This window comes from Streptomyces sp. NPDC038213 (genome assembly GCF_055600495.1).
Genome location: NZ_JBVJYM010000003.1, coordinates 451,758 through 471,079, shown reverse-complemented (window position 1 = coordinate 471,079; position 19,322 = coordinate 451,758). Strand labels below are relative to the sequence as shown.

Below are 19,322 nucleotides of genomic sequence, written 5' to 3'. Positions count from 1 at the left end.
TCAGCGCACATGCCAGGTCCGGTCGTAGCCGTAGCCGATCAGCCGCACGTGGGTGAAGTCGTGCGAGCTGCTGTTGTTCACGAAGGACTTGAGCCCGGCCTTGGCCGTATCGAAGGATATGTCGGCGTTGCGGCCGTCGATGATGACGACATCGGCACCCTTGCCACGGCCGGCCTTGAGGGCCTCCTGGACCGTGCTCGCCTTGTTCGACTTCAGTACCTTGAACTCGGTGGCCACACCCCCGACCCAGGCGTCGAAGTGCTTGCCCTTGCCGCCGGGCTGGTCGTTGCGGGATTTGACCTCCTGCCCGTTGCCCGCGAGGTAGAGCGCGAGCTCGAACTCGGCGTCGTCGAAGGCGAAGTGCGGTCCGTCCTTACCCCGCTTCTGCTGCTTGTCGGGCTTGGCTCCGTCCGTGGACTTGCTCCAGGACTCGTCGATGAGCTCGATGATGTCCTCGAGGTAGTCCGCAACCATCCACTGCGTGCCGAGGGAGGCGCCGAAGCAGCCGGCCTTCTCCGGGCCGGCATGGCGACAGGTCCGGCGGTCGATGTCCTCGACCTTGTCCAGGAACCGGCCGACGTTGAACTTGTGCTCCCTGATGATCTGCCTGAGACGTGCCTTCCGCAGGGTCTCGGCGCGGTCGGAGTCGTACTTGTGCTGCTCGTCCCAGTACGTGGGCCGCTTGTTGTTCGGGTCCTCGTCGGGGGTGGGGTCGGTGTCCTTGCCCTTGTCCTCGCCGACGTAGCGGCCGTGGGTGCAGTCACCCGGGGACTTGGTGCAGTACTCGCGCTCGTCCGGATCGAAGAGGCCCGTCGGGTCGCTGCGCGTGACCGGGTTGTTGTGGCTGTACGCGTAGCCGTTGACCTGGAGCGGGTCGGCGAAGTCGATCAGCGCGTCCGCCGAGGCGAACCGGCCGGTCGACGGGTCGTACTCGCGGGCGCCCAGGTGGGTGAGGCCGGAGGGGTCCTCCACACCGACGCCGAGGTAGCCGCGCTTGTTCGGCCACGAGGCCGGCTTGGTGCCGCGGACCTCGCCGAACGGCTTGTACGAGCGGCGGGTGACCGCCTGGCCGGAGGTCAGGGCGATGGTCGTGGTGGCGGTGCCGACCTGGTCGGCGATCAGGACGTCCAGCTTGTGGCCCGTGGTGGCGCCGTTGAGGGTGGACCGGACCACGGAGGGCGCGCCGTCGTGGGTGTAGACCCGGCTGGCCTTGGTGATCGCGCCCGCGGCGGTCGTCAGCTCCATCTCGCCGAGGTAGAGGACGCTGCCCGAGGGGGTGTTCTCCAGCAGGCGGTTGCCGTCGGCGTCGTAGACGTACTTGGTGGTGACCCCGCCCGCCTTGATCGTGTCGAGGCGGTTCTCCCGGGTCCAGACGAGGTCCTGGGTGCCGCCGGGCAGGGTGCGGGTGGTGGTGTTGCCCGCGGCGTCGTAGACGTACGAGCTGTCGGTCCCCGGCTCGGAGACCACCGAGGTCAGGGTGTGGGGCTGGGTCTCGTACGGGGCCGAGGTGCCGTTGCCGGCGACCGTCTTGCCGTACGCGTAGGTGAGCTTGACGTCCTTCGTGGGGTCGGCCGGGTCGTGCTTGACCTGGGTGGCGCGGTTGCCGATGACGTCGAAGGTGTAGCTGTCGTAGTAGCCGGTGGCACCGCCCGCGACCGTGCCCGCCGCGGGGGCGTTGGCCGCCAGCGAGGCGGTCAGGGTGCTGTCCGGGGCGGTGGTGTCGGTGACGCTGTCGGCGGCGCGGGCGATGGGCCCGCGGATGGCCCGCTGGTCGGTGCGGGGGCCCCAGGTGGTGCCGTCCGCGCTCTTGCAGCCGGTGCTGGCCAGCGTCGGGGTGATGTTCGAGGTCCACGCGTGGACCATCTGGCCGGCGACGTCGTGCGTGTAGCACTGGGTGTCCCACGTGGACGTGCTGCCGTCGGTCAGCTTGCGCGCCTGGGAGCTGATGTTGCCCGCGTAGTCGTACGAGTAGTGCGAGCTGCTGACCCGCGGCGAGGTCGAGGACTCGCGGTCCACGACGGTGCGCTGGAGCTGGCCGGTGTAGTCGTTGAGGAAGTTGGTGGTCCAGACCCGGTAGGGCTGGGCACCGCTGGTGGTGCGCAGCGCCTCCCCGTACGGGGAGTACTGCACGTCGGAGGTGTACCAGGTGGCGCCCGAAGTGCTCTCGGGCAGGCCGTCGGACGTGTACCGGGTGACGACCTTCTCCGCCGCGAGCCCGCCCTTGGCCGGGAGCGTGGTGCTGAGCAGCTTGCCGGTGGGCGTGTAGGCGAAGGCGTACTTGTACGTGCCGGAGACCCCGGTGGTCATGGAGTTCGCCGGGATGACCGTCTCGCGGCCGGTGGGCCGGTACTCGGTGTCGTAGCCGGTGACCCGGTTGACGTAGTCGCCGCTGGGGTCGTGGCGGATCGAGGAGACCAGCTTGCCCAGCGCGCCGGGCAGGGTGTCGTAGGTGAACTCGCGGATCGGGGCGGACTCGGTGCCGCCGGTGCGCACGGCCGTGATGCGGCCGAGCACGTCGTACGAGGTGTGGACGGTGCCCCGGTTGTCCGACGCGGAGGTGCGGCGGTCGGCGTCGTCGTACCCGTAGTACACGGTGCCCGTGTCGGGGTCCGTGCTGCTGAGGGCGCGGTGGCGGGTGTCGAAGGTCCAGGACCAGACGTTGCCCGCGGGGTCGGTGACCTTCTCGCGGTTGCCGCGGGAGTCGTAGCCGTACGTGGTGCTGCGCCAGATCGGGGTGCTGGAGACGCTGGACGCGTGCTGGATCTTGGTCACGCGGCCGAGGGCGTCGGTCCAGGTGTTCGTCGCGGGCTTGGCGCCGCCGGCCGGGAAGGCGACGGTGTTGGTGTCGCCGTAGACCCACTTGTTGTAGTTCATGAACGCGCCGCCGCGGTAGTGGCTGGCGCGCACGGGGCGCTCCAGGCCGTCGTACTGCGTGCGGGTGAGCATCGGCACGAGGGTGTCGGAGACGCGCTTGAACTGGACGGTCGCGGGCTCGCCCTTGACCAGGTACGGCGTGGTGGTCTCGGCCACGAGGCCGTGGTCGTTGTAGCGGGTGTCCACGACGACGCGGCCGGGGCCGTGGGCTTCCGCCTGGGTCTGGACCTCGCGCATCAGGCCGTCGTAGATCGTGACCTGCTTGGTGTAGGTCTCGTCGTCCTTGATCTTCGATACCGTCACCGCGGAGGGCCTGGTCGTCGAGGAGGAGGCGTCCGCCATCTGGTAGGAGACGGTCACGTCGGGCTTCTGGCTGCCGCCGGAGCGGCTCGCCGTCCAGCCCTTGACCAGGCGGCCGAAGGCGTCGTACTCGTTGCGCACGACGCGGCCGTTGAGGTCGGTGATCGTGATCGGCAGGCCCCGGCCGGGGTCGAGGTCGTTGACGGTGGTGTGACCCTTTTCGTTGACCGTGGTCACCGAGGTGACCGGGCCTCCGGTGTCGCCGGGGGTGTAGCGGGTCTCCGTGGTGCCGGTCACCGGCCGCTTGACGGTGCGGATGCGGCCCAGGGGGTCGTAGGTGCTGGTGGTGACGATGCTGTGGCTGGTGCCGTCGGCGTTGGACTCGGCGGTGGAGGTCACCAGGCCCTTGGTGGGCGCGGTGTTCCAGGCCTGGCCGTCGTAGGCGGTCAGCTCGGCTGTGATGAGCGCGGCGGAACCCGCCGAGGTGTTGTGCTGGGCGCAGTTGGTGCCGGTCTTGCGGACGCGGTACACCAGGCCGATCAGGTTGGCGTCCGTGTTGTGGACGTACTGCGTGGTGGCGCAGGTCTGGTCGCTGAGGGTCTCGCCGGTTCCGTTGGGCTTGACCACGGACACCTCGACCTGCGTGGGCAGGTTGTGGGTGGCGTCGACGGTGGTGTCCGTGCGGACGGCCTGCCAGCTGCTGCCGACGGTCTGGATCGCCTCGCTGCGCTTGACCCCGGTCTGGTACGCGACCAGTGCCGGGGTGCCCTCGCGGGTGCGGGAGGCGGTCTGGCGGGACCACGGCTGGTTCAGGGTCCTCTTGAGGACCCTGCCGCCGGTGCCGTCGTAGGTGATGGTCTCGGCGACCATGCCGGCGTAGGCGTCGCTGTCGTCCGCGAGCAGGGTGACCGTACCGGTGGAGTCCTTGACGGCTCCGCCGGTGCCGCGGAAGAAGCGGGCGACGGAGTACGACTGGGTCTGCGGGGCGGCGCTGCTCTTCTTGCCCTTGGTCGTGGTGACCTTCTGGAAGCCGCGCCAGTCGCTGTGGGTCCGCAGCTCGGGCCGGGTGAACTCGTCCTCGCTCTTGGCCCAGGCCGCGCCGGAGTAGTCGTAGCGGGTGGTGACGCGGTCGGACACCCCGGTGATGCGGTCGTTCTCGGTGACCGTGTGGACGAGGTACTTGTTGAACCAGGCCAGGGCCGGCTTCTTCTCCTCGCCGTCCGGGGACCAGCGGACCGGGAAGCAGGTCCTGGTGTTGTTCTCGGGGGCCACGGCCGGCTGGTACTGGCAGCCGCCCTTGTACGTCACGTCGATCTGGCCGCCGTGCTGGGTGTAGACGGTGCCGATGCGGGGGCGGGTGAACGGCGGGCGCTGGTCCTTGGAGTCCTTGGGGACCAGGTTGGGGAGCTGCTTGTCCTTCAGGTAGCCGGACAGCGGCTCGCCGGGGCCGACCGTGTAGGGCTCGAAGGTCACGCCCTCCTTGGACATGAGGGTGCCGCTGGTGGCGGTGGGCGTGTAGCCGTAGTGGGTGATGCCGTTGAGCCACATCGCCGGGGAGGTGCTGTACCAGTCACGCGGGAAGGACTGCTTGAGCTGGTACTGGTCGACCTTGACGAGGCCGGTGGCGCCGGGGCGGTGGGCGTAGGTGGCGACGTAGCCCAGGCGCATCCGGATCCAGAAGGACGGGAAGGCCGGGCACAGCTTGGAGTCCGACTTGCAGTTCAGGTTGCCGGGGGTGTCCCACCAGGGGCGGTAGGAGGCCGGGTCCTTGGTGTTGTCGAACTTCTCGGAGTCGCAGGCCGGGGTGCCGGACAGGCAGCGCTGGTAGAGACCGAAGTTGACCTTCGCGGCGGGGGTGCCGCCGAGGTTGTCGTTGCGCAGTCCGTACTCGATGAAGTCGGGCAGGGCGCCGCGGTGGTAGACCTCGGGGGTCTTGAACTTCTTGTTCACCGCGTAGTAGTTGGTGGCGCGGGCCCAGTTGACGATCATCACGTTGCCGTGGACGTCGAGGACCTTGTCGAGGCCCCACTGCCACGCCTGCCGCTTGCCGGCGCCGCAGCGGGAGTCCGCGAAGGCGCTCGCGTGGCAGGGCTCGCCGGGGTGGTTGCCGAAGACCGGGACGGTGAGGACCGAGTCGGTGTCGGCGTGGCCGCCGCCGATCTTGTCCAGGCCGTAGAAGTACTGGGTGCCGTCGGTGGTGGTGACGACCCAGTACTCGCCGTCGTTGTCGCCGTTGTCCATGCCGGTGCGGCGCTCGACGCGGGTGCCGTCGTCGTTCTGGAGCCGGTAGGTCTGGGTGGAGCCCACCTTCACCAGCTCGGAGGTCTTGCCGTTGAGGGAGATGACGGCGTTGTCGGACACCCAGCAGAGGTCCGAGGACTCCTTGTCCTTCTTGGACGTGTTGTTGGCGGCGCCCGCGGCGACCGCCTTGGTGTCGTCCTTGCAGGCCCGGTAGCGGCGCTCGATGCGGCCCGGGTCGTACTCCCAGCCCTCGCCGAGCCAGGAGGACTGCGGGGTCGACGTGGAGGTCTTGCCGTCCACGTACTGGGAGTTGTACTTGAAGGCGATCTTGGGTGCGGGACCCGCCGGGGCCGGGGGCACCGTCAGCGGGTACTCCCAGCTGAAGCCGCCGGAGGCGTCGCCCGCGGCCCAGGAGCCGCTGGAGACCAGGGCGCCGGCCTTGAACGTGCCGCTCTCGGAGGCGCCCGAGTCGACGGCGCCGATGACGGCCTTGTCGCCGGAGGAGGACACGGGCTGGACCCAGGTGGCCTGCACCACTCCGGAGCCGTTCGCCTGCGGCACGGCCGGGGCGGAGGCCGGGACGGTGGTGCCGTCGGCGACGGTGTCGACGGTGGCCGTCATCGTCTTGGCCTGGGCGTCGTTGACCGTCTCCAGCTCGGTGTACTGCTGGCACTCCTCCAGGTCGGGAGTGGTCGCGTAGCACTCGGGGAACTGGACCAGGCGCAGCCGGGAGGACCAGTCGGCGCCGTTGAAGTTCCGGTACGCCCCGTACTCGACCTGCACCTTGACCGGCACGGTGCCGGTGCTCGGCGCACTGACGGTCAGCACGGAGCCCTCGACGCCCTCGGAGACGGGGGCGGCGGGGCTCGCGATGTCCACGCGCCAGGTGCCGGTGGGGGCCGCCGCGCCCTCGGCCTGACCGATCTTGACCGGCAGGGTGCCGACCCGCTGCGGGGCCACCGGCTCCGCGTCCGCGACCGGGGTGGCGAAGGAGGCCGGCTGGACGGCGCTGCCGAACGTGACGGTGTCGGCCGCCGCCAGGGGCTTGGTGGTGGTACCGGCCGGGGGCGCCGTCTGGGTGGCCGGCACGGGCACGCCGATCCGGCTCAGATTGGCGTCCCGGTTCACACCGGACACGTACCGCGCGTCGGGCAGCGCCTCAAGCGCGAGGCTCTCGCGGGGTACGGAGACGGTACCGGCGTCCGGGTCCGGAGGCTGGGCCAGCGCCTGCGCGGGCAGCAGGGCTACCAGCGTGGCGGCGCCGAGCGCCGGGATGAAGGTGGCGCGCAGGCGTCTGCGCACGGATGGCTGTGCAGGCAAAGCAAGTCCCCCCGGACTTTTAGAACGGGAGCCCGCGCGCACGTGCGCACAGGTATCCCACGGTGATCGGCCGATTGTGTGCGGATGCGACGCATAAAGACCAGATCAAGTGATCATCGCCACGGGATTAAGCGGACGATGGGGTTCAGTCTCGCCGGATGCGGACCAACCCGCCCTCTCCTGCCGTAAAGGCCATGGGCGCCAACTATGGCAATTCGGCAGGGATTCCTAGGAATACGGGAGAAACTGCCGATGATTTCATGCCAGATTGAGGCGTAATCAGAATGTTGCTCCCCTGCGGAAGCGCCCGCATTCCGACCTCGGGCGGCCTGGGTGACCCCGTCCGCCGGGCCGACCCCCCGCAGGCGTCCCAGATGACGACTCCGGCCCCGGCGGGCATGATGCGCAGGCGCGTCATGCCCGTCGTACAAAGGCCTCCGGCGCGCCCAAGATCGCGAAAAGAGCCTGGTCACGACCGCATCACGGTCGTACCGGTGGGGGGAAAGGGAACTTCGCTCATGACGAGCAGATGGCGCCGCGCGCCCGGTCGCCGGGCGCTGGCGGCCGGAGCGGCGGCGGCCGTGCTGGCGACCGGACTGACGTACGTCGGACTGGGCCAGGACGGGGAGGACGCGTCCACGGCAGACTCAAAGGGAGCGCGGGCAAACGTTCCTGTTGGCGAATCAGAAGCCGCTGCGCGGGCTGCGGAGACCGGCAAACCGGTAGAGGCGACGGCCCTGAGGACGGCGTACTCGACCACCTGGGCCAAGCCCGGCGGAACGATGCTGCGCAAGATCCACGCAAGTCCGGTCCGCGCCAAGGTGAACGGGGTGTGGAAGCCCGTCGACACCCGGCTGGAGAAGGTGGACGGGGGCTGGGCACCCAGGTCGGTCAACACCCCGGCGGTGTTCTCCGGCGGGGCCCCGGCCCCGGCCGCCGGGTCCGGTACGGGCAAGGCGGGCCAGGGTCCGGAGCGCGCCTCCCGGGCGAACGTGCGCCGGGTCTCCCTGCTGTCCGGGATCACCCCGGGCACCGGGAACACCCTCGCCACGCTCACCGTGGGTGAGCACCAGATCGTCGTGACCTGGCCCGAGGCCATCCCGACCCCGGTGATCGACGGCTCCCGCGCCCTGTACCCGGAGATCCTGCCCGGCGCCGACCTGGTGCTGACCGCCGACGACGGCGGCTTCGCACAGCTCCTCGTGGTCAAGACCCGTGAGGCCGCGGCGAACCCGAAGGTGGCCACGCTCTCGTACGGCCTGAGCTCCCCGGACCTGACCTTCTCCCTCGACCCGCTGACCAACGTGGTCAGCGCGCTCGACGAGAACGGCACCGACGTGGCCGAGTCCCCCACCCCGCTGATGTGGGACAGCGCGGGCGTGCCCACCACCACCGACGGCCAGGGCGGCAGCAGCGCCGCCCCGGGCGAGGAGGTGCTCCCCACCGAGAGCCCCGAAGAGGGCGGGACCCCCGGGCCCGACCCGACGGAGTCCGAGACGGCCACCCCCGAGCCCACCGACTCGGTCAACGACGGCGACGACGGCGACCTGTTCCACGAGACCCTCCCGGAGGCCGGTGACGAGGCGGCGGACCCCTCGGCCACCTCCGGCGCCGGCCCCGAACCCACCGCGCCTCCCGAAGCCTCCCCCGAGCCCTCGCAGACCGGTGCCGCCTCGACCCTGTCGCTGCCCGCGCTGAACGGCCCCCAGCCCGACTCCCACGGCACGGTGGTCGCCACCGACCTGGAGGGCTCGAACTGGACCGTCACCGCCGACCAGGAGTTCCTGAACGACCCGTCGACGGTCTACCCGGTCTTCATCGACCCGTCGGTGAACAAGCACACCAACGACTGGACCACCGCCTACAGCCGGCACAAGAACGCCAGCTTCTACAACGGCAAGAACTTCAACAAGGGCGGCACCCACGAGGCCCGGGTCGGCTACGAGTCCGACACCTGGGGCACCTCCCGGTCGTTCTTCTCCATCGACTGGGACAAGGACCTCCAGGGCGCCGTCGTCACCTCCGCCAAGCTGTACGCACTGGAGACCTACGCCTGGTCGTGCAGCGCCCGCAGCATGGACGTGCACGTCACCACGCCGATCACCTCGAAGACGAACTGGCACAACGCGCCCTCGATGCACTCGGGCAACCGCATCGGCGGCGGCAAGTTCGCGCACGGCTGGAAGTCCGCCTCCTGCCCCGACAAGTACGTCAGCTTCGACGTGAAGCCCACGGCGCAGCGCGCGGTCAACGGCGGCTGGCCGACGATGACCATCGGCTTCAAGGCGGTCAACGAGAACGACCAGTTCGCCTGGAAGAAGTTCCAGGCGGACGGCGGCAACGACCCGCACGTGCTCCTGGAGTACAACCGGCGCCCGGAGCCCCCGACCAACCTCGACCTCTCCCCCGACTTCAGCTGTGACACCACCGCCCCGTACATCAACGTGGGCTCGTCCACGCTGACGTTCTGGGCCGCCGCGAAGGACAAGGACGGCAACCTGTCCTCGGTCAACTTCGAGCTGTGGCCCACCGGCGGCAGCGGCAACCTGCTCGGCTCCAAGGGGAAGGCCGCCCTGGGCGGCAGCTCGGGCAGCACGCACACCGACCCCTTCGCCACCGGTTCCACCGGGCTGAAGCTGGTCAACGGCCAGACCTACTCCTGGCGGGCCAAGACCGTCGACAAGACCGGTTCGTCCTCGGTCCGGTACTCGCCGGCCACGACCCCCTGCCGGTTCGTCTTCGACAGCGCGCGGCCCTCGCCGCCCACCGTGCTCTCCACCGACTTCGCCGACGCCGACGCGCTGGACAACGGCTTCGGCAGCGACGGCGAGGACTCGCTGTGGAGCAAGAAGAAGTTCGGCGAGTCGGGCACCTTCCAGTTCAAGGCCGCCCAGACCGACGTGGACTACTACGAGTACGGGTTCAACCAGGGCGCGTACCCCTTCAAGGCGGAGCGCACGGCCGGTGCCGCGACGACCACCCTGACGTCCGTGTCCAACGCGAAGCCGCCGCTGGCCGGCCCCAACGTGCTGTACGTACGGGCCGTCGACGACGCCGGGCACAAGTCGGAGCCGCGCAAGTACCTCTTCTACCTCTCCCCGCGGGACGAGGCGGACGCGCCGGGCGACTTCACCGGTGACAGGCTCCCCGACCTGATGGTCGTGGACGCCAACGGCAACCTGCGGCTGTACCCGTCCGAGCACCAGACGGACCTGGTCAAGGGCACCGGCGACCTCGGGTTCTCCATGGCGGGCGCGTACCGCAACAACCCGGCCAAGGACCCCAACGGCAACGACGGCCTGCCCGCCTTCTCGGGTGCCCCCTCGGGCTACTGGAAGGGCACGCTGATCACGCACCTCGGTGACGTGTACGGCGGCGACGGCCTGCAGGACCTGATCGCCCGCAAGGACGGCAGGCTGTGGGTCTACCCGGGCGACGGGTACGGCGCGGTGAACATCGACAAGCGGCAGCAGATCGTGCTGCCGTCGGACGCCCCGGACCCGGCCTCGTACCGGCAGATCGTCTCCGCGGGCGATGCGACCGGGGACGGCAAGACGGACCTGTTCGTCACCGCCGGATCCGAGATGTGGATGTTCATCGGCTACAACGGCGCCACCGTCGAGGACGCCCGCCGGCTCAGCTCCACGGCCTGGTCGGACCGCGACCTCGTGACCGCCCAGGACGTCGACGACGACGGCGTGACCGACCTGCTGTACCGCAGTGACACCCACGCCAAGATGTTCCTGCGGCTGGGCAAGCCGGCCGCAGGCGGCGGGGTGGACCCGTCCTCACTGGCCGCGGCGGCCGACTCCGCCTCCCCGGGCGGCGTGGACATCTCGTACACCGGCGGCGGCTGGTCCCGGGCGAGCATCCCGCTGCTGACGGGCACTCCGGACGCCAACGGCAACGGGGTGCCGGACGTGTGGACCCTGGCCAAGGACGGGGCGGTGCGGTTCTACGGCGGTGAGACGGGGGTCCTGCCCGGAGCCGGAACGGTGATCATCGCGAACAGCAACGGCGTGGGCTGGACGCAGAAGCTGGCCATCGGCTGACGAGGCCGTAGGGGACGGGGCGGGCCCCGGTGGAACCGAATCGGTTCCACCGGGGCCCGCCCCTTCCGTGTGCCTGCCGGGGTCCGGCCAGGCCTTCGGAGCCGTTCAGAGCCGCCCGATGTCCGTGCGGGGCATGCGGGGGGTGCGGCGGGGCGGGGTGCGGCCCGTGAGGAGGATCAGGCGGGCGGCGCGGTGGCGCTGGCCCGCGTACGGGGCGAGGAGGGAGAGCATCTCGGCGTCGTCGGCGTCGCGGTTGCCGGTGAGGGCGTAGCCGATGATGCCCGGGAGGTGGAGGTCGCCGGTGGTGACGGCGTCGGCGGCGGCCGTGCCGTTGCTGCGCTGGAGGGTTTCGGCGGAGGTCCAGGGGCCGATGCCGGGGATCAGCTCCAGGCGGGCGGTGGCCTCCGGGAGGGCCATGCGGGCGGCCTCTTCGAGGCGGGGGGCCACGCGGGCGGCGCGCACGATCGTGCCGGAGCGCTTCTGGTCGACGCCGGCCTTGTGCCAGTCCCAGGAGGGGATGCGGGTCCAGGTGCGGGGGTCGGGCATGACGTGCAGGGCGGGGAGGCCCGGGAGGGTGCCGGGCGGGCCAGGGGCCGGTTCCCCGTGCTGGAGGAGGAGGCGGCGCCAGGCGCGGTACGCCTCCTCGGTCGTGACCTTCTGCTCCAGGACCACCGGGATCAGGGTCTCGAGGACCAGGCCGGTCCGGGTCAGGCGCAGGCCGGGGCGGCTGCGGTGGCTCGCGTGCACCAGGCGGTGGCGGGGGACGAAGGCGGCGGGGTCGTCGTCCGCGCCGAGGAGGGCGGGGAGGGTGTCGAGGAGCCAGTCCGCTCCCGGGCCCCAGGACTCCGCCCCGATGGTGCCGGTCTGCGCGTCCGCGCGGATGCGGAGGGTGCCGGGGCCCTGCGGGGTGCGGGTGGCGCGCCAGACGGAGCCGTCGGGGGTGGTGGCGAAGGAGGGGTCGGCGGGGCCGCGGCGGAGGGGGCCGAGGGTGAGGCCGAGGTGGGTGGGGCCGGGTGGGGTCCAGGTGCGGGTCCTGGGGGCGGGGGTGGTCGTGGGGGTGGGGGGCCGCGTGGGGGTGGGCACGTCGGTGCGGCCGCCTCGGACGGCGGTACGGGTGAGGGGGGTGCGGGGGGTGAAGCGGGTGGCCACCCTTCGAGGGTAGCCCTGCGGGGCTTTCCCCTACCCGCCCCTTCCCGAACCGGGGCTCCGCCCCGGGCCCCGCGCCTCAAGCGCCGGCGGGGCTGGATTCGGCTGGGGGGCGCGTTCGGGTGGGGAGGCTACTGGTCGGGGGAGAAGCGGATGGTGGCTGGGGGGAGGACTGCTTCGCACCAGATTCGGGCGCCTGCGGTGAGTTCGTTGTCGGCGCCTATGACCGCCGCGTCGCCTACCACCGCGTCCGTCAGGGTGGTGCGGGCGCCGATGCGGGCGGCGGGGCCGATGTACGAGTCGGTGACAACCGCGCCGGGGCCGATGACCGCGCCCGGGAGGACCGCGCTGCCGTGGACGCGGGCGCCGGCGCCGATCTCGGCCTGCTCCGAGACGACCGTACCGCCGGACAGCGTGGCGTCGGCGGACACCCGGGCGCCCGGGAGGACCAGGGATTCGCCGCGGGGACCCGGGACCGCCGGGGAGGGGGCGCGGCCGAGGACCAGGTCGGCCGACCCGCGGACGAAGGACCGCGGGTGGCCCAGGTCCAGCCAGTACGTGGAGTCGACCATGCCCTGGAGGTGCGCGCCGGCGGCGAGCAGCTCGGGGAAGGTCTCGCGCTCCACGGAGACCGGGCGGCCGGCCGGGATGGTGTCGATGACCGAGCGGCGGAAGACGTACGCGCCCGCGTTGACCTGGTCGGTGACGATCTCCTCGGGGGTCTGCGGCTTCTCCAGGAAGGCCGTGACGCGGCCGGTGGCGTCCGTGGGGACCAGGCCGAAGGCCCGGGGGTCCTCGACCTTGGTGAGGTGGAGGGAGACGTCGGCCCCCGAGCTGCGGTGGGTGTCGAGGAGGGCCCTGATGTCCAGGCCGGTGAGGATGTCGCCGTTGAAGATCAGGACGGGGTCGTCGGGGCCGGAGCGCAGCCGGGCGGAGACGTTGCGGATGGCCCCGCCGGTGCCGAGGGGCTCCTCCTCGGTGACGTACTCCAGGTGCAGGCCGAGGGCGGAGCCGTCGCCGAAGTGCGGTTCGAAGACCTCCGCCAGGTAAGAGGTGGCGAGGACGATGTGCTCGACCCCCGCCGCCTTCGCCCGGGCCAGCTGGTGGGTGAGGAACGGCACCCCCGCGGCCGGGACCATCGGCTTGGGGGTGTTCACCGTCAGCGGGCGCAGCCGGGTGCCTCTGCCGCCTACCAGGAGGATCGCTTCGGTCGAACTCAAGGTGGTCTCTCTGCTTCCTGCCGCGCCACGGATGGGTGCGCCAGTGTAGGCAGAGCGTCACCGGCCCTGGAATCGGGCGGATGAGGTCCGGGCCGTACCGAGCTTTCCGTAGAGCTTGCGTCCGGGGCATTCGGTGGCGAATCCGTCGCGGTGCCCGGAGATCACGTTGAGCTTGACCGCCTTGCCCTTGGGGTAGCGGTTGCCGCCCCCGGAGGTGAGGCTGGTCTTGCCGAGGGGGTTGGCGCCGTACAGGCCGAGCTTCCAGGCGGTCAGCTGGGCGACGGACTTCACGGCGGCGGCCGGCGGGCTGGTGTCCGTGTACGAGCCGAGGACGGCCACGCCCATGCTGTTGCCGTTGAAGCCCATGGTGTGGGCGCCGAGCACGGCCTTGGCGACCCCGCCGGCGCGGCCCTCGTAGACGGTGCCGCACTTGTCGACGGCGAAGTTGTAGCCGAGGTCGCGCCAGCCGCTGCTGACCACGTGGTAGCGGTACAGGCTGCGCAGGACGGCGGGGGCCTCGCTGCACTTGTAGTTGTTCCCGGAGGCGCTGTGGTGGACGAAGGCCGCCTTGACGGTCTTCGTGTACGCGAAGCCGGGCTCGCGCAGCGATTCGTTGGCCCCCCAGCCCTTGCGGGTCACGATGCGGGGGCGGGGGCCGACGAAGGGGCGGGCGGGGGCGAGGACGGCCTGGCCCTCCAGGGCGACCATGGCGTCGGCGGTGGAGTCGGCCTTGGTCTGCTCGGCGATCTCGTCGGCGCCGAGGGGGGCGAGGGGCACATTGGCGGAGGAGGCCTCGGCGGCGGCCATGCCGAGGCCCTGCGGGGCGGCGGGCTGCTTCGGCTGGGATGCGGGCTGTTTCGGCTGGGATGCGGCGGGCTGCTGGGGCTGGGTCGCGGGGCGGTTCTGCTGCGGGGTCTTGTCCTCGTCGCCGCCCGGTTTGCCGTCGTCCGCGGCGGGGGCCTCGGCCGTGCCGGGGTCGACCAGTTCGATGCGCATCCCGGAGGGCAGGTGGCCGACCACCAGGCGGTCCGGGGAGTCCGGGGTCCGTGCGGTGCCCGTGGTGCCCGGTTCGGCCTGGACGCGGACCTCGATGCCGTCGGACTCGCCCACCCACAGCGGGGCGGTGCTGCCGCGGACCCGGCCGGAGGCGCGCTCCTCGGTGCCGTAGTCGGCGGCGTGCTCGGTGTTGTGGGTCTCCACGTCCTGCCAGTCGGACCACAGGGCGGTGGCGGCCGAGCGGGTGCGGACCTGGACCCGGCCGTGGAGCTCCGTGGCCGCGTCGTCCCAGACGACGCCGACCAGCGAGAAGGTCCTGACCTCGCGGGCGGCCAGGCCCTGCTCCTGCGGGCCGCGCGGGGCGGCCGACGCCATGCCGGGGACCCGGGTGGCCCGGGGGGCGGCCGGGCCGAGGGGGGCCAGCGGGAGGGACTGGGTGGTGCCGGCCGGGGCCTCGGGGGCCGACGGGACCACAGGGATCGCGGGGGCAGCAGGTGTGGCCGGGGCCACCGGGGCGGCCGCGGCCAGGGAAGAGGTGGGGAGCGCGAGCGGGAGGGCCAGTGCGGCCGCGGTCGCGACGCCGATCGAGGAAGCAAGGAATCCACGCATGGAAGAGATGCTGGGCACACTCCCGGCCGCCCGCCATCCGAAATCTGATGAACCGTCCGGTGACACGCCGTCAGCCGTCCCCCGTACGACGGACCGGTCCGGGGCCGTACGGGCGAGGGGGCCGGCCGGGGCCCGCGTACCCTGTGCCGGGTGAACGCCAACGACCGCACCCCTGCCGACCTGCTGCGATCCGCGCTCGCCGCGGACCCGGCCCGCCCGCTGGTCACCTTCTACGACGACGCCACCGGCGAACGCGTGGAATTGTCCGTGGCCACCTTCGCCAACTGGGTGGCCAAGACGGCCAACCTCCTCCAGGGCGACCTGTCCGCCGGACCCGGCGACCGCCTGGCCCTGCTGCTGCCCGCCCACTGGCAGAGCGCCGTGTGGCTGACCGCCTGCGCCTCGGTCGGGGTCGCGGTGGAGATCGGCGGGGACCCGGCGGACGCGGACCTGGTGGTGAGCGGGCCGGAGACCCTGGAGGAGGCGCGGGCCTGCTCCGGCGAGCGGATGGCGCTGGCCCTGCGCCCGCTGGGCGGCCGCTTCCCGCAGCCGCCGGCCGGTTTCGCGGACTACGCGGTCGAGGTGCCGGGGCAGGGCGACCGGTTCGCCCCCTTCGTCCCGGTGGACCCCGCGGGGGACGGGCTCGCCGTCGGCGGCCTGGAGCTCTCGTACGCGGAACTGGTCGACCGGGCCCGCCGGGACGCGGCCGCCCTGGGCCTGGAGCCCGGCTCCCGGGTGCTGACCGGGCGCGGGTACGGGGACTGGGAGGGCCTGTCGGCCGGGCTGTTCGCGCCGCTGGCGGCGGGCGCCTCGGTGGTGCTGTGCCGCAACCTCGACCAGCTGTCCGCGGAGGGCCTGGCCCAGCGGGTGGAGAGCGAGCGGGTCACCCACACGGTCTGACGGGCACCCCCGCCCGGGTCACCCACACGGTCTGACCGACGCCCCGCCCGGGTCACCCACACCGCCCAACAGCAGAGATATCCCTTTTGTCACTCACATGGCGGAATGGATAGGCTTGCCCCCGAGCCCCTCCCGTACCTCCGATGGATGATCGACGGAGGTCGCAGCGGTACCGGCGGCCCCGCCGACGCGTGAAGGGTGGACGTTTCCGTGACGCAGAGCGCAGGCAGGCCGGACCGGGACGCTCCGGCCGGGGGCATGTCCGGGCCCCCGGTCCGGCGGCGGCGCCGGCTGCTGCGCTGGATCGGGATCGGTACCGCCCTGCTGGTGCTGCTGGGGGCCGGGCTCGGCTGGTGGCTGTACCGCAAGCTCGACGGGAACATCACCGCCGACACCACGGCCGCCTCCGAACTGGAGCGCTACGAGAGCGAGCGCCCGGCGCTGACCGTCCGCGGGGCCCAGAACATCCTGTTGATCGGCTCGGACAGCCGCGCCGGCGCCGCGAACGCCCGCTACGGGCGCGACAAGGGAACCCAGCGCTCCGACACCACGATCCTGCTGCACCTGGCGGCCGACCGGAAGAGCGCGACGGCGGTCTCGATACCCCGGGACCTGATGGCACAGGTCCCGCCCTGCCTGAAGCCCGACGGCACCCGCAGCCCGGCGCAGTTCGCGCAGTTCAACTGGGCCTTCCAGTTCGGCGGCGCGGCCTGCACGATCCGTACGGTCGAGAAGATGACGGGGATCCGGATCGACCACCACATGGTGATCGACTTCGGCGGGTTCAAGAAGATGATCGACGCCATCGGCGGGGTCGAGGTGTGCCTCAAGCAGCCCGTGGACGACGCCGAGGCGAAGCTGAAGCTGCCCGCGGGCCGCCAGACGCTGCGCGGGGAGCAGGCCCTCGGCTTCGTCCGCGCCCGCTACAGCCTGGGCAACGGATCCGACACCGAGCGGATGGACCGCCAGCAGCAGTTCCTCGCCTCGATGGTCGAGAAGGTGCAGAGCAACGGGGTCCTGCTCAATCCCGCCCGCCTCTACCCGCTGCTCGACGCGGCCACCTCCTCGGTGACCACCGACCCCGACCTGGCCTCCCTGCGCGGGCTGTACGAGCTGGTGCGCAGCGTCCGGGACATCCCGACGGAGAAGGTGCAGTTCCTCACGGCGCCCAGGCAGCCGTACGCGGCCAACCCGAACCGGGACGAACTGCTCGAACCGGATGCCGAACGACTGTTCCGGCAGCTGCGGACGGACCAGCCGCTGGCCGTGGTCGAGGCGCCGGACGAACCCGCGCAGGCGGACGGCGGGAGCAGGCGGAGCAGCACGTCCGGGCCTGCGGAGCCCTCCCCCGAACCCTCCGGCCCGGCCCCCACGTTCACGGGGACGACGGCCGGCACCTCCCCCTGCCGGTAAAGCAATCCAAAAAGCCCGACGTCTCACGGAGCAGGATGGGCGGATTGCCCAGTTATAAGGCAAGTGGAGTTTGTCACCAGCATGGTTTGAAGCTCAACAGGGCGGATAGGGTGAGCGGTCCGGTGCCCCGGCCGCCACAGACCTGGCCGTGCACTGCCGGATCGCGATTACCGAAGCGCCTGGGGGGAGGCGCCTCGTGTGGCACCGACGGAGGACCGAACGACCGTGGATGCGCAAGGCCGTGGGCGGGCAGAGGAAATCGACCCCGCAGACCAGTGGGTCCTCAACCCCAGCACCGGCAACTACGAACTGCGACTGGACCGCTCCGGAGGGCAGCAGCCGGCCCCGCCGGCCGCCCCCCGCGCCCGTACCCGTACGCGTACGCAGCCGGCGCCGCCCGCACAGCCCGGCGTGCCCGGGCCGCGGCGCGGCGACGGACCGCCGCCCGGCGGCCGCCGCGGGGCCCGCAAGCGCAAGCAGGAGAAGCCGCGCGGCAGGAAGATACTGGCGATCACCGGGGGCTCCGTCGCGTTCGTGCTGGTCGCGGGCTCGGTCGGCGGGTACCTGTACTACCGGCACCTGAACGCGAACCTGAACACGACGGACATCGGGAACGCGGGCAGCGGCGGGTTCAAGAAGGACCAGCCGATCAACATCCTGGTCATCGGCACCGACAAGCGCACCGGCTCGGGCAACGAGGGCTACGGGGACAAGAACAGCAAAGGCCACGCGGACACCACGATCCTGTTCCACGTCTCCAAGGACCGGACGAACGCCACCGCGCTGTCCATCCCGCGCGACCTGATCACGGACATCCCGGACTGCCCGACCAAGCAGGAGGACGGGTCCACGAAGACGATCCCGGGCGAGACCGGGGTGCGCTTCAACACCAGCCTCGGCCAGTCGGGCCGGGACCCGGGCTGCACCATGCGCACGGTCTCGCAGCTCGCGGGCGTGGAGATCGACCACTTCATGATGGCCGACTTCAACGCGGTCAAGACGCTCAGCTCGGCCGTGGGCGGGGTGCCCGTCTGCGTGGCCAAGGACGTGGACGACAAGAAGTCGAAGCTGAAGCTGACCAAGGGCGAGCACCGGCTGGAGGGCGAGCAGGCCCTCGCCTTCGTGCGCACCCGGCACGCCTTCGGCAACGAGAGCGACCTGGACCGCATCAAGACCCAGCAGGCCTTCCTCGGGTCGATGATCCGGGAGATGAAGTCCGGGCAGACCCTGACGAACCCGAAGAAGCTCTTCTCCCTGGCGGAGGCGGCCACGTCGGCGCTCAGCGTGGACACCGGCATCGGCAGCATCGGCCGGCTCACGGAGCTCGCCAAGGAGCTGGCGGACGTCAACCCCAAGAACATCACCTTCACCACGCTGCCCGTGGACGACAACCCGGCCGAGAAGATCAAGGCCACCGTGGTGGTCAAGAAGGCCAAGGCCGAGCCGCTGTTCGCGATGATCCGCTCGGACACCTCGCTGACCGAGGTCAAGCGGCAGCAGAAGGAGGCCAAGGACGCCAAGGCGGCCGCCCAGGAGGCCCTGCTCGAAGGCGAGCGGGCCCCGGCCTCCGAGGTCCGGGTGGACGTCTACAACGGCGGCGGCCCGCAGGGCTCGGCCTCCACCACCCTGACCTGGCTCCAGACCTCCCAGGGCGTGCTGAAGTCCACCAACCTCGGCAACGCGCCCGAGAAGCGCAAGAAGACCCAGTTGGAGTTCGCCCCGAACCAGGCCGCCCAGGCCCGGGCGCTCGCCGACATGATGGGGCTGCCCGCCACCGCCCTGAAGCAGGGCACGGCCGAGGCCGGACCGCGCACGCCGATGGTCCTGACCCTCGGCGCGGACTTCACGGAGGCGGGCGTCCCGATCGCGCCGCCGGACAAGGCCCCCGAGGGCATCCAGCGGGTGGAGGCCGACAAGCAGGTCTGCGCCGAGTAGGCGCAGCAGTACGGCAGTACGGCCGTACCGCCGTCCCGCAGCGCCGCGGGGCGGCGGCGGTGCTGCGGGACGGTACGGCCCGGCGGACCAGGATGACCACAGGGGGAAACGCGTGAGGCAGAGCAGCGTGCGGGGGGAGGGTGCGCCCACCGGGGCGTCCGAAGGCATACCGGACTCCGACGGCGAGGGCACCCCCGGGTCGATACCGGGCCCCCGGGACCGGAGCGGCGGCGGCCGTCGCACCCGTAGAACCCAACAGGCCCGGAAGGCACAGAAGGCACAGAAGGCCCGGCCGCACCGCCGCCGCGGGGGGCGG

Annotated in this window: 8 protein-coding genes; 4 read left to right on the top strand and 4 right to left on the bottom strand. The window is 71.6% G+C overall.

Going from position 1 to position 19,322, the window contains the following annotated elements:
- Complete coding sequence (locus tag ACZ7JZ_RS07270) at positions 1-6,717, bottom strand: RHS repeat domain-containing protein (protein ID WP_470934128.1); 6,717 nt, start codon at positions 6,715-6,717, stop codon at positions 1-3.
- A gap of 536 nt (positions 6,718-7,253) precedes the next feature.
- On the opposite strand from ACZ7JZ_RS07270, the gene ACZ7JZ_RS07265 reads away from it, so the two are divergent.
- Complete coding sequence (locus ACZ7JZ_RS07265) at positions 7,254-10,787, top strand: DNRLRE domain-containing protein (RefSeq protein WP_470934126.1); 3,534 nt, start codon at positions 7,254-7,256, stop codon at positions 10,785-10,787.
- 105 nt (positions 10,788-10,892) lie between these two features.
- On the opposite strand, the gene ACZ7JZ_RS07260 is transcribed toward ACZ7JZ_RS07265, so the two are convergent.
- From ACZ7JZ_RS07260 to ACZ7JZ_RS07250, 3 genes are all read right to left on the bottom strand, one after another.
- A complete protein-coding gene (locus ACZ7JZ_RS07260; protein WP_470934124.1) occupies positions 10,893-11,936 on the bottom strand; it encodes a DNA-3-methyladenine glycosylase family protein in 1,044 nt (347 codons plus the stop codon).
- Positions 11,937-12,064: 128 nt separating this feature from the next.
- Positions 12,065-13,153, bottom strand: a complete 1,089-nt coding sequence (manB, locus tag ACZ7JZ_RS07255) for a mannose-1-phosphate guanylyltransferase (RefSeq protein ID WP_470934122.1) — start codon at positions 13,151-13,153, stop codon at positions 12,065-12,067.
- Between the two features lie 57 nt (positions 13,154-13,210).
- Entirely contained in the window at positions 13,211-14,758 is a 1,548-nt protein-coding gene (locus tag ACZ7JZ_RS07250) for a peptidoglycan recognition protein family protein (RefSeq protein WP_470934120.1), read from the bottom strand.
- Between the two features lie 150 nt (positions 14,759-14,908).
- On the opposite strand from ACZ7JZ_RS07250, the gene ACZ7JZ_RS07245 reads away from it, so the two are divergent.
- The 3 genes from ACZ7JZ_RS07245 to ACZ7JZ_RS07235 all read left to right on the top strand — a co-directional run bounded on the left by ACZ7JZ_RS07245 (position 14,909) and on the right by ACZ7JZ_RS07235 (position 19,006).
- On the top strand, positions 14,909-15,658 hold the full coding sequence (locus tag ACZ7JZ_RS07245; RefSeq protein ID WP_470934118.1) for a TIGR03089 family protein: 750 nt from the start codon (positions 14,909-14,911) through the stop codon (positions 15,656-15,658).
- Between the two features lie 210 nt (positions 15,659-15,868).
- On the top strand, positions 15,869-17,071 hold the full coding sequence (locus ACZ7JZ_RS07240; protein WP_470934116.1) for an LCP family protein: 1,203 nt from the start codon (positions 15,869-15,871) through the stop codon (positions 17,069-17,071).
- 225 nt (positions 17,072-17,296) lie between these two features.
- On the top strand, positions 17,297-19,006 hold the full coding sequence (locus ACZ7JZ_RS07235) for an LCP family protein (protein ID WP_470934114.1): 1,710 nt from the start codon (positions 17,297-17,299) through the stop codon (positions 19,004-19,006).
- Positions 19,007-19,322: the final 316 nt, after the last annotated feature.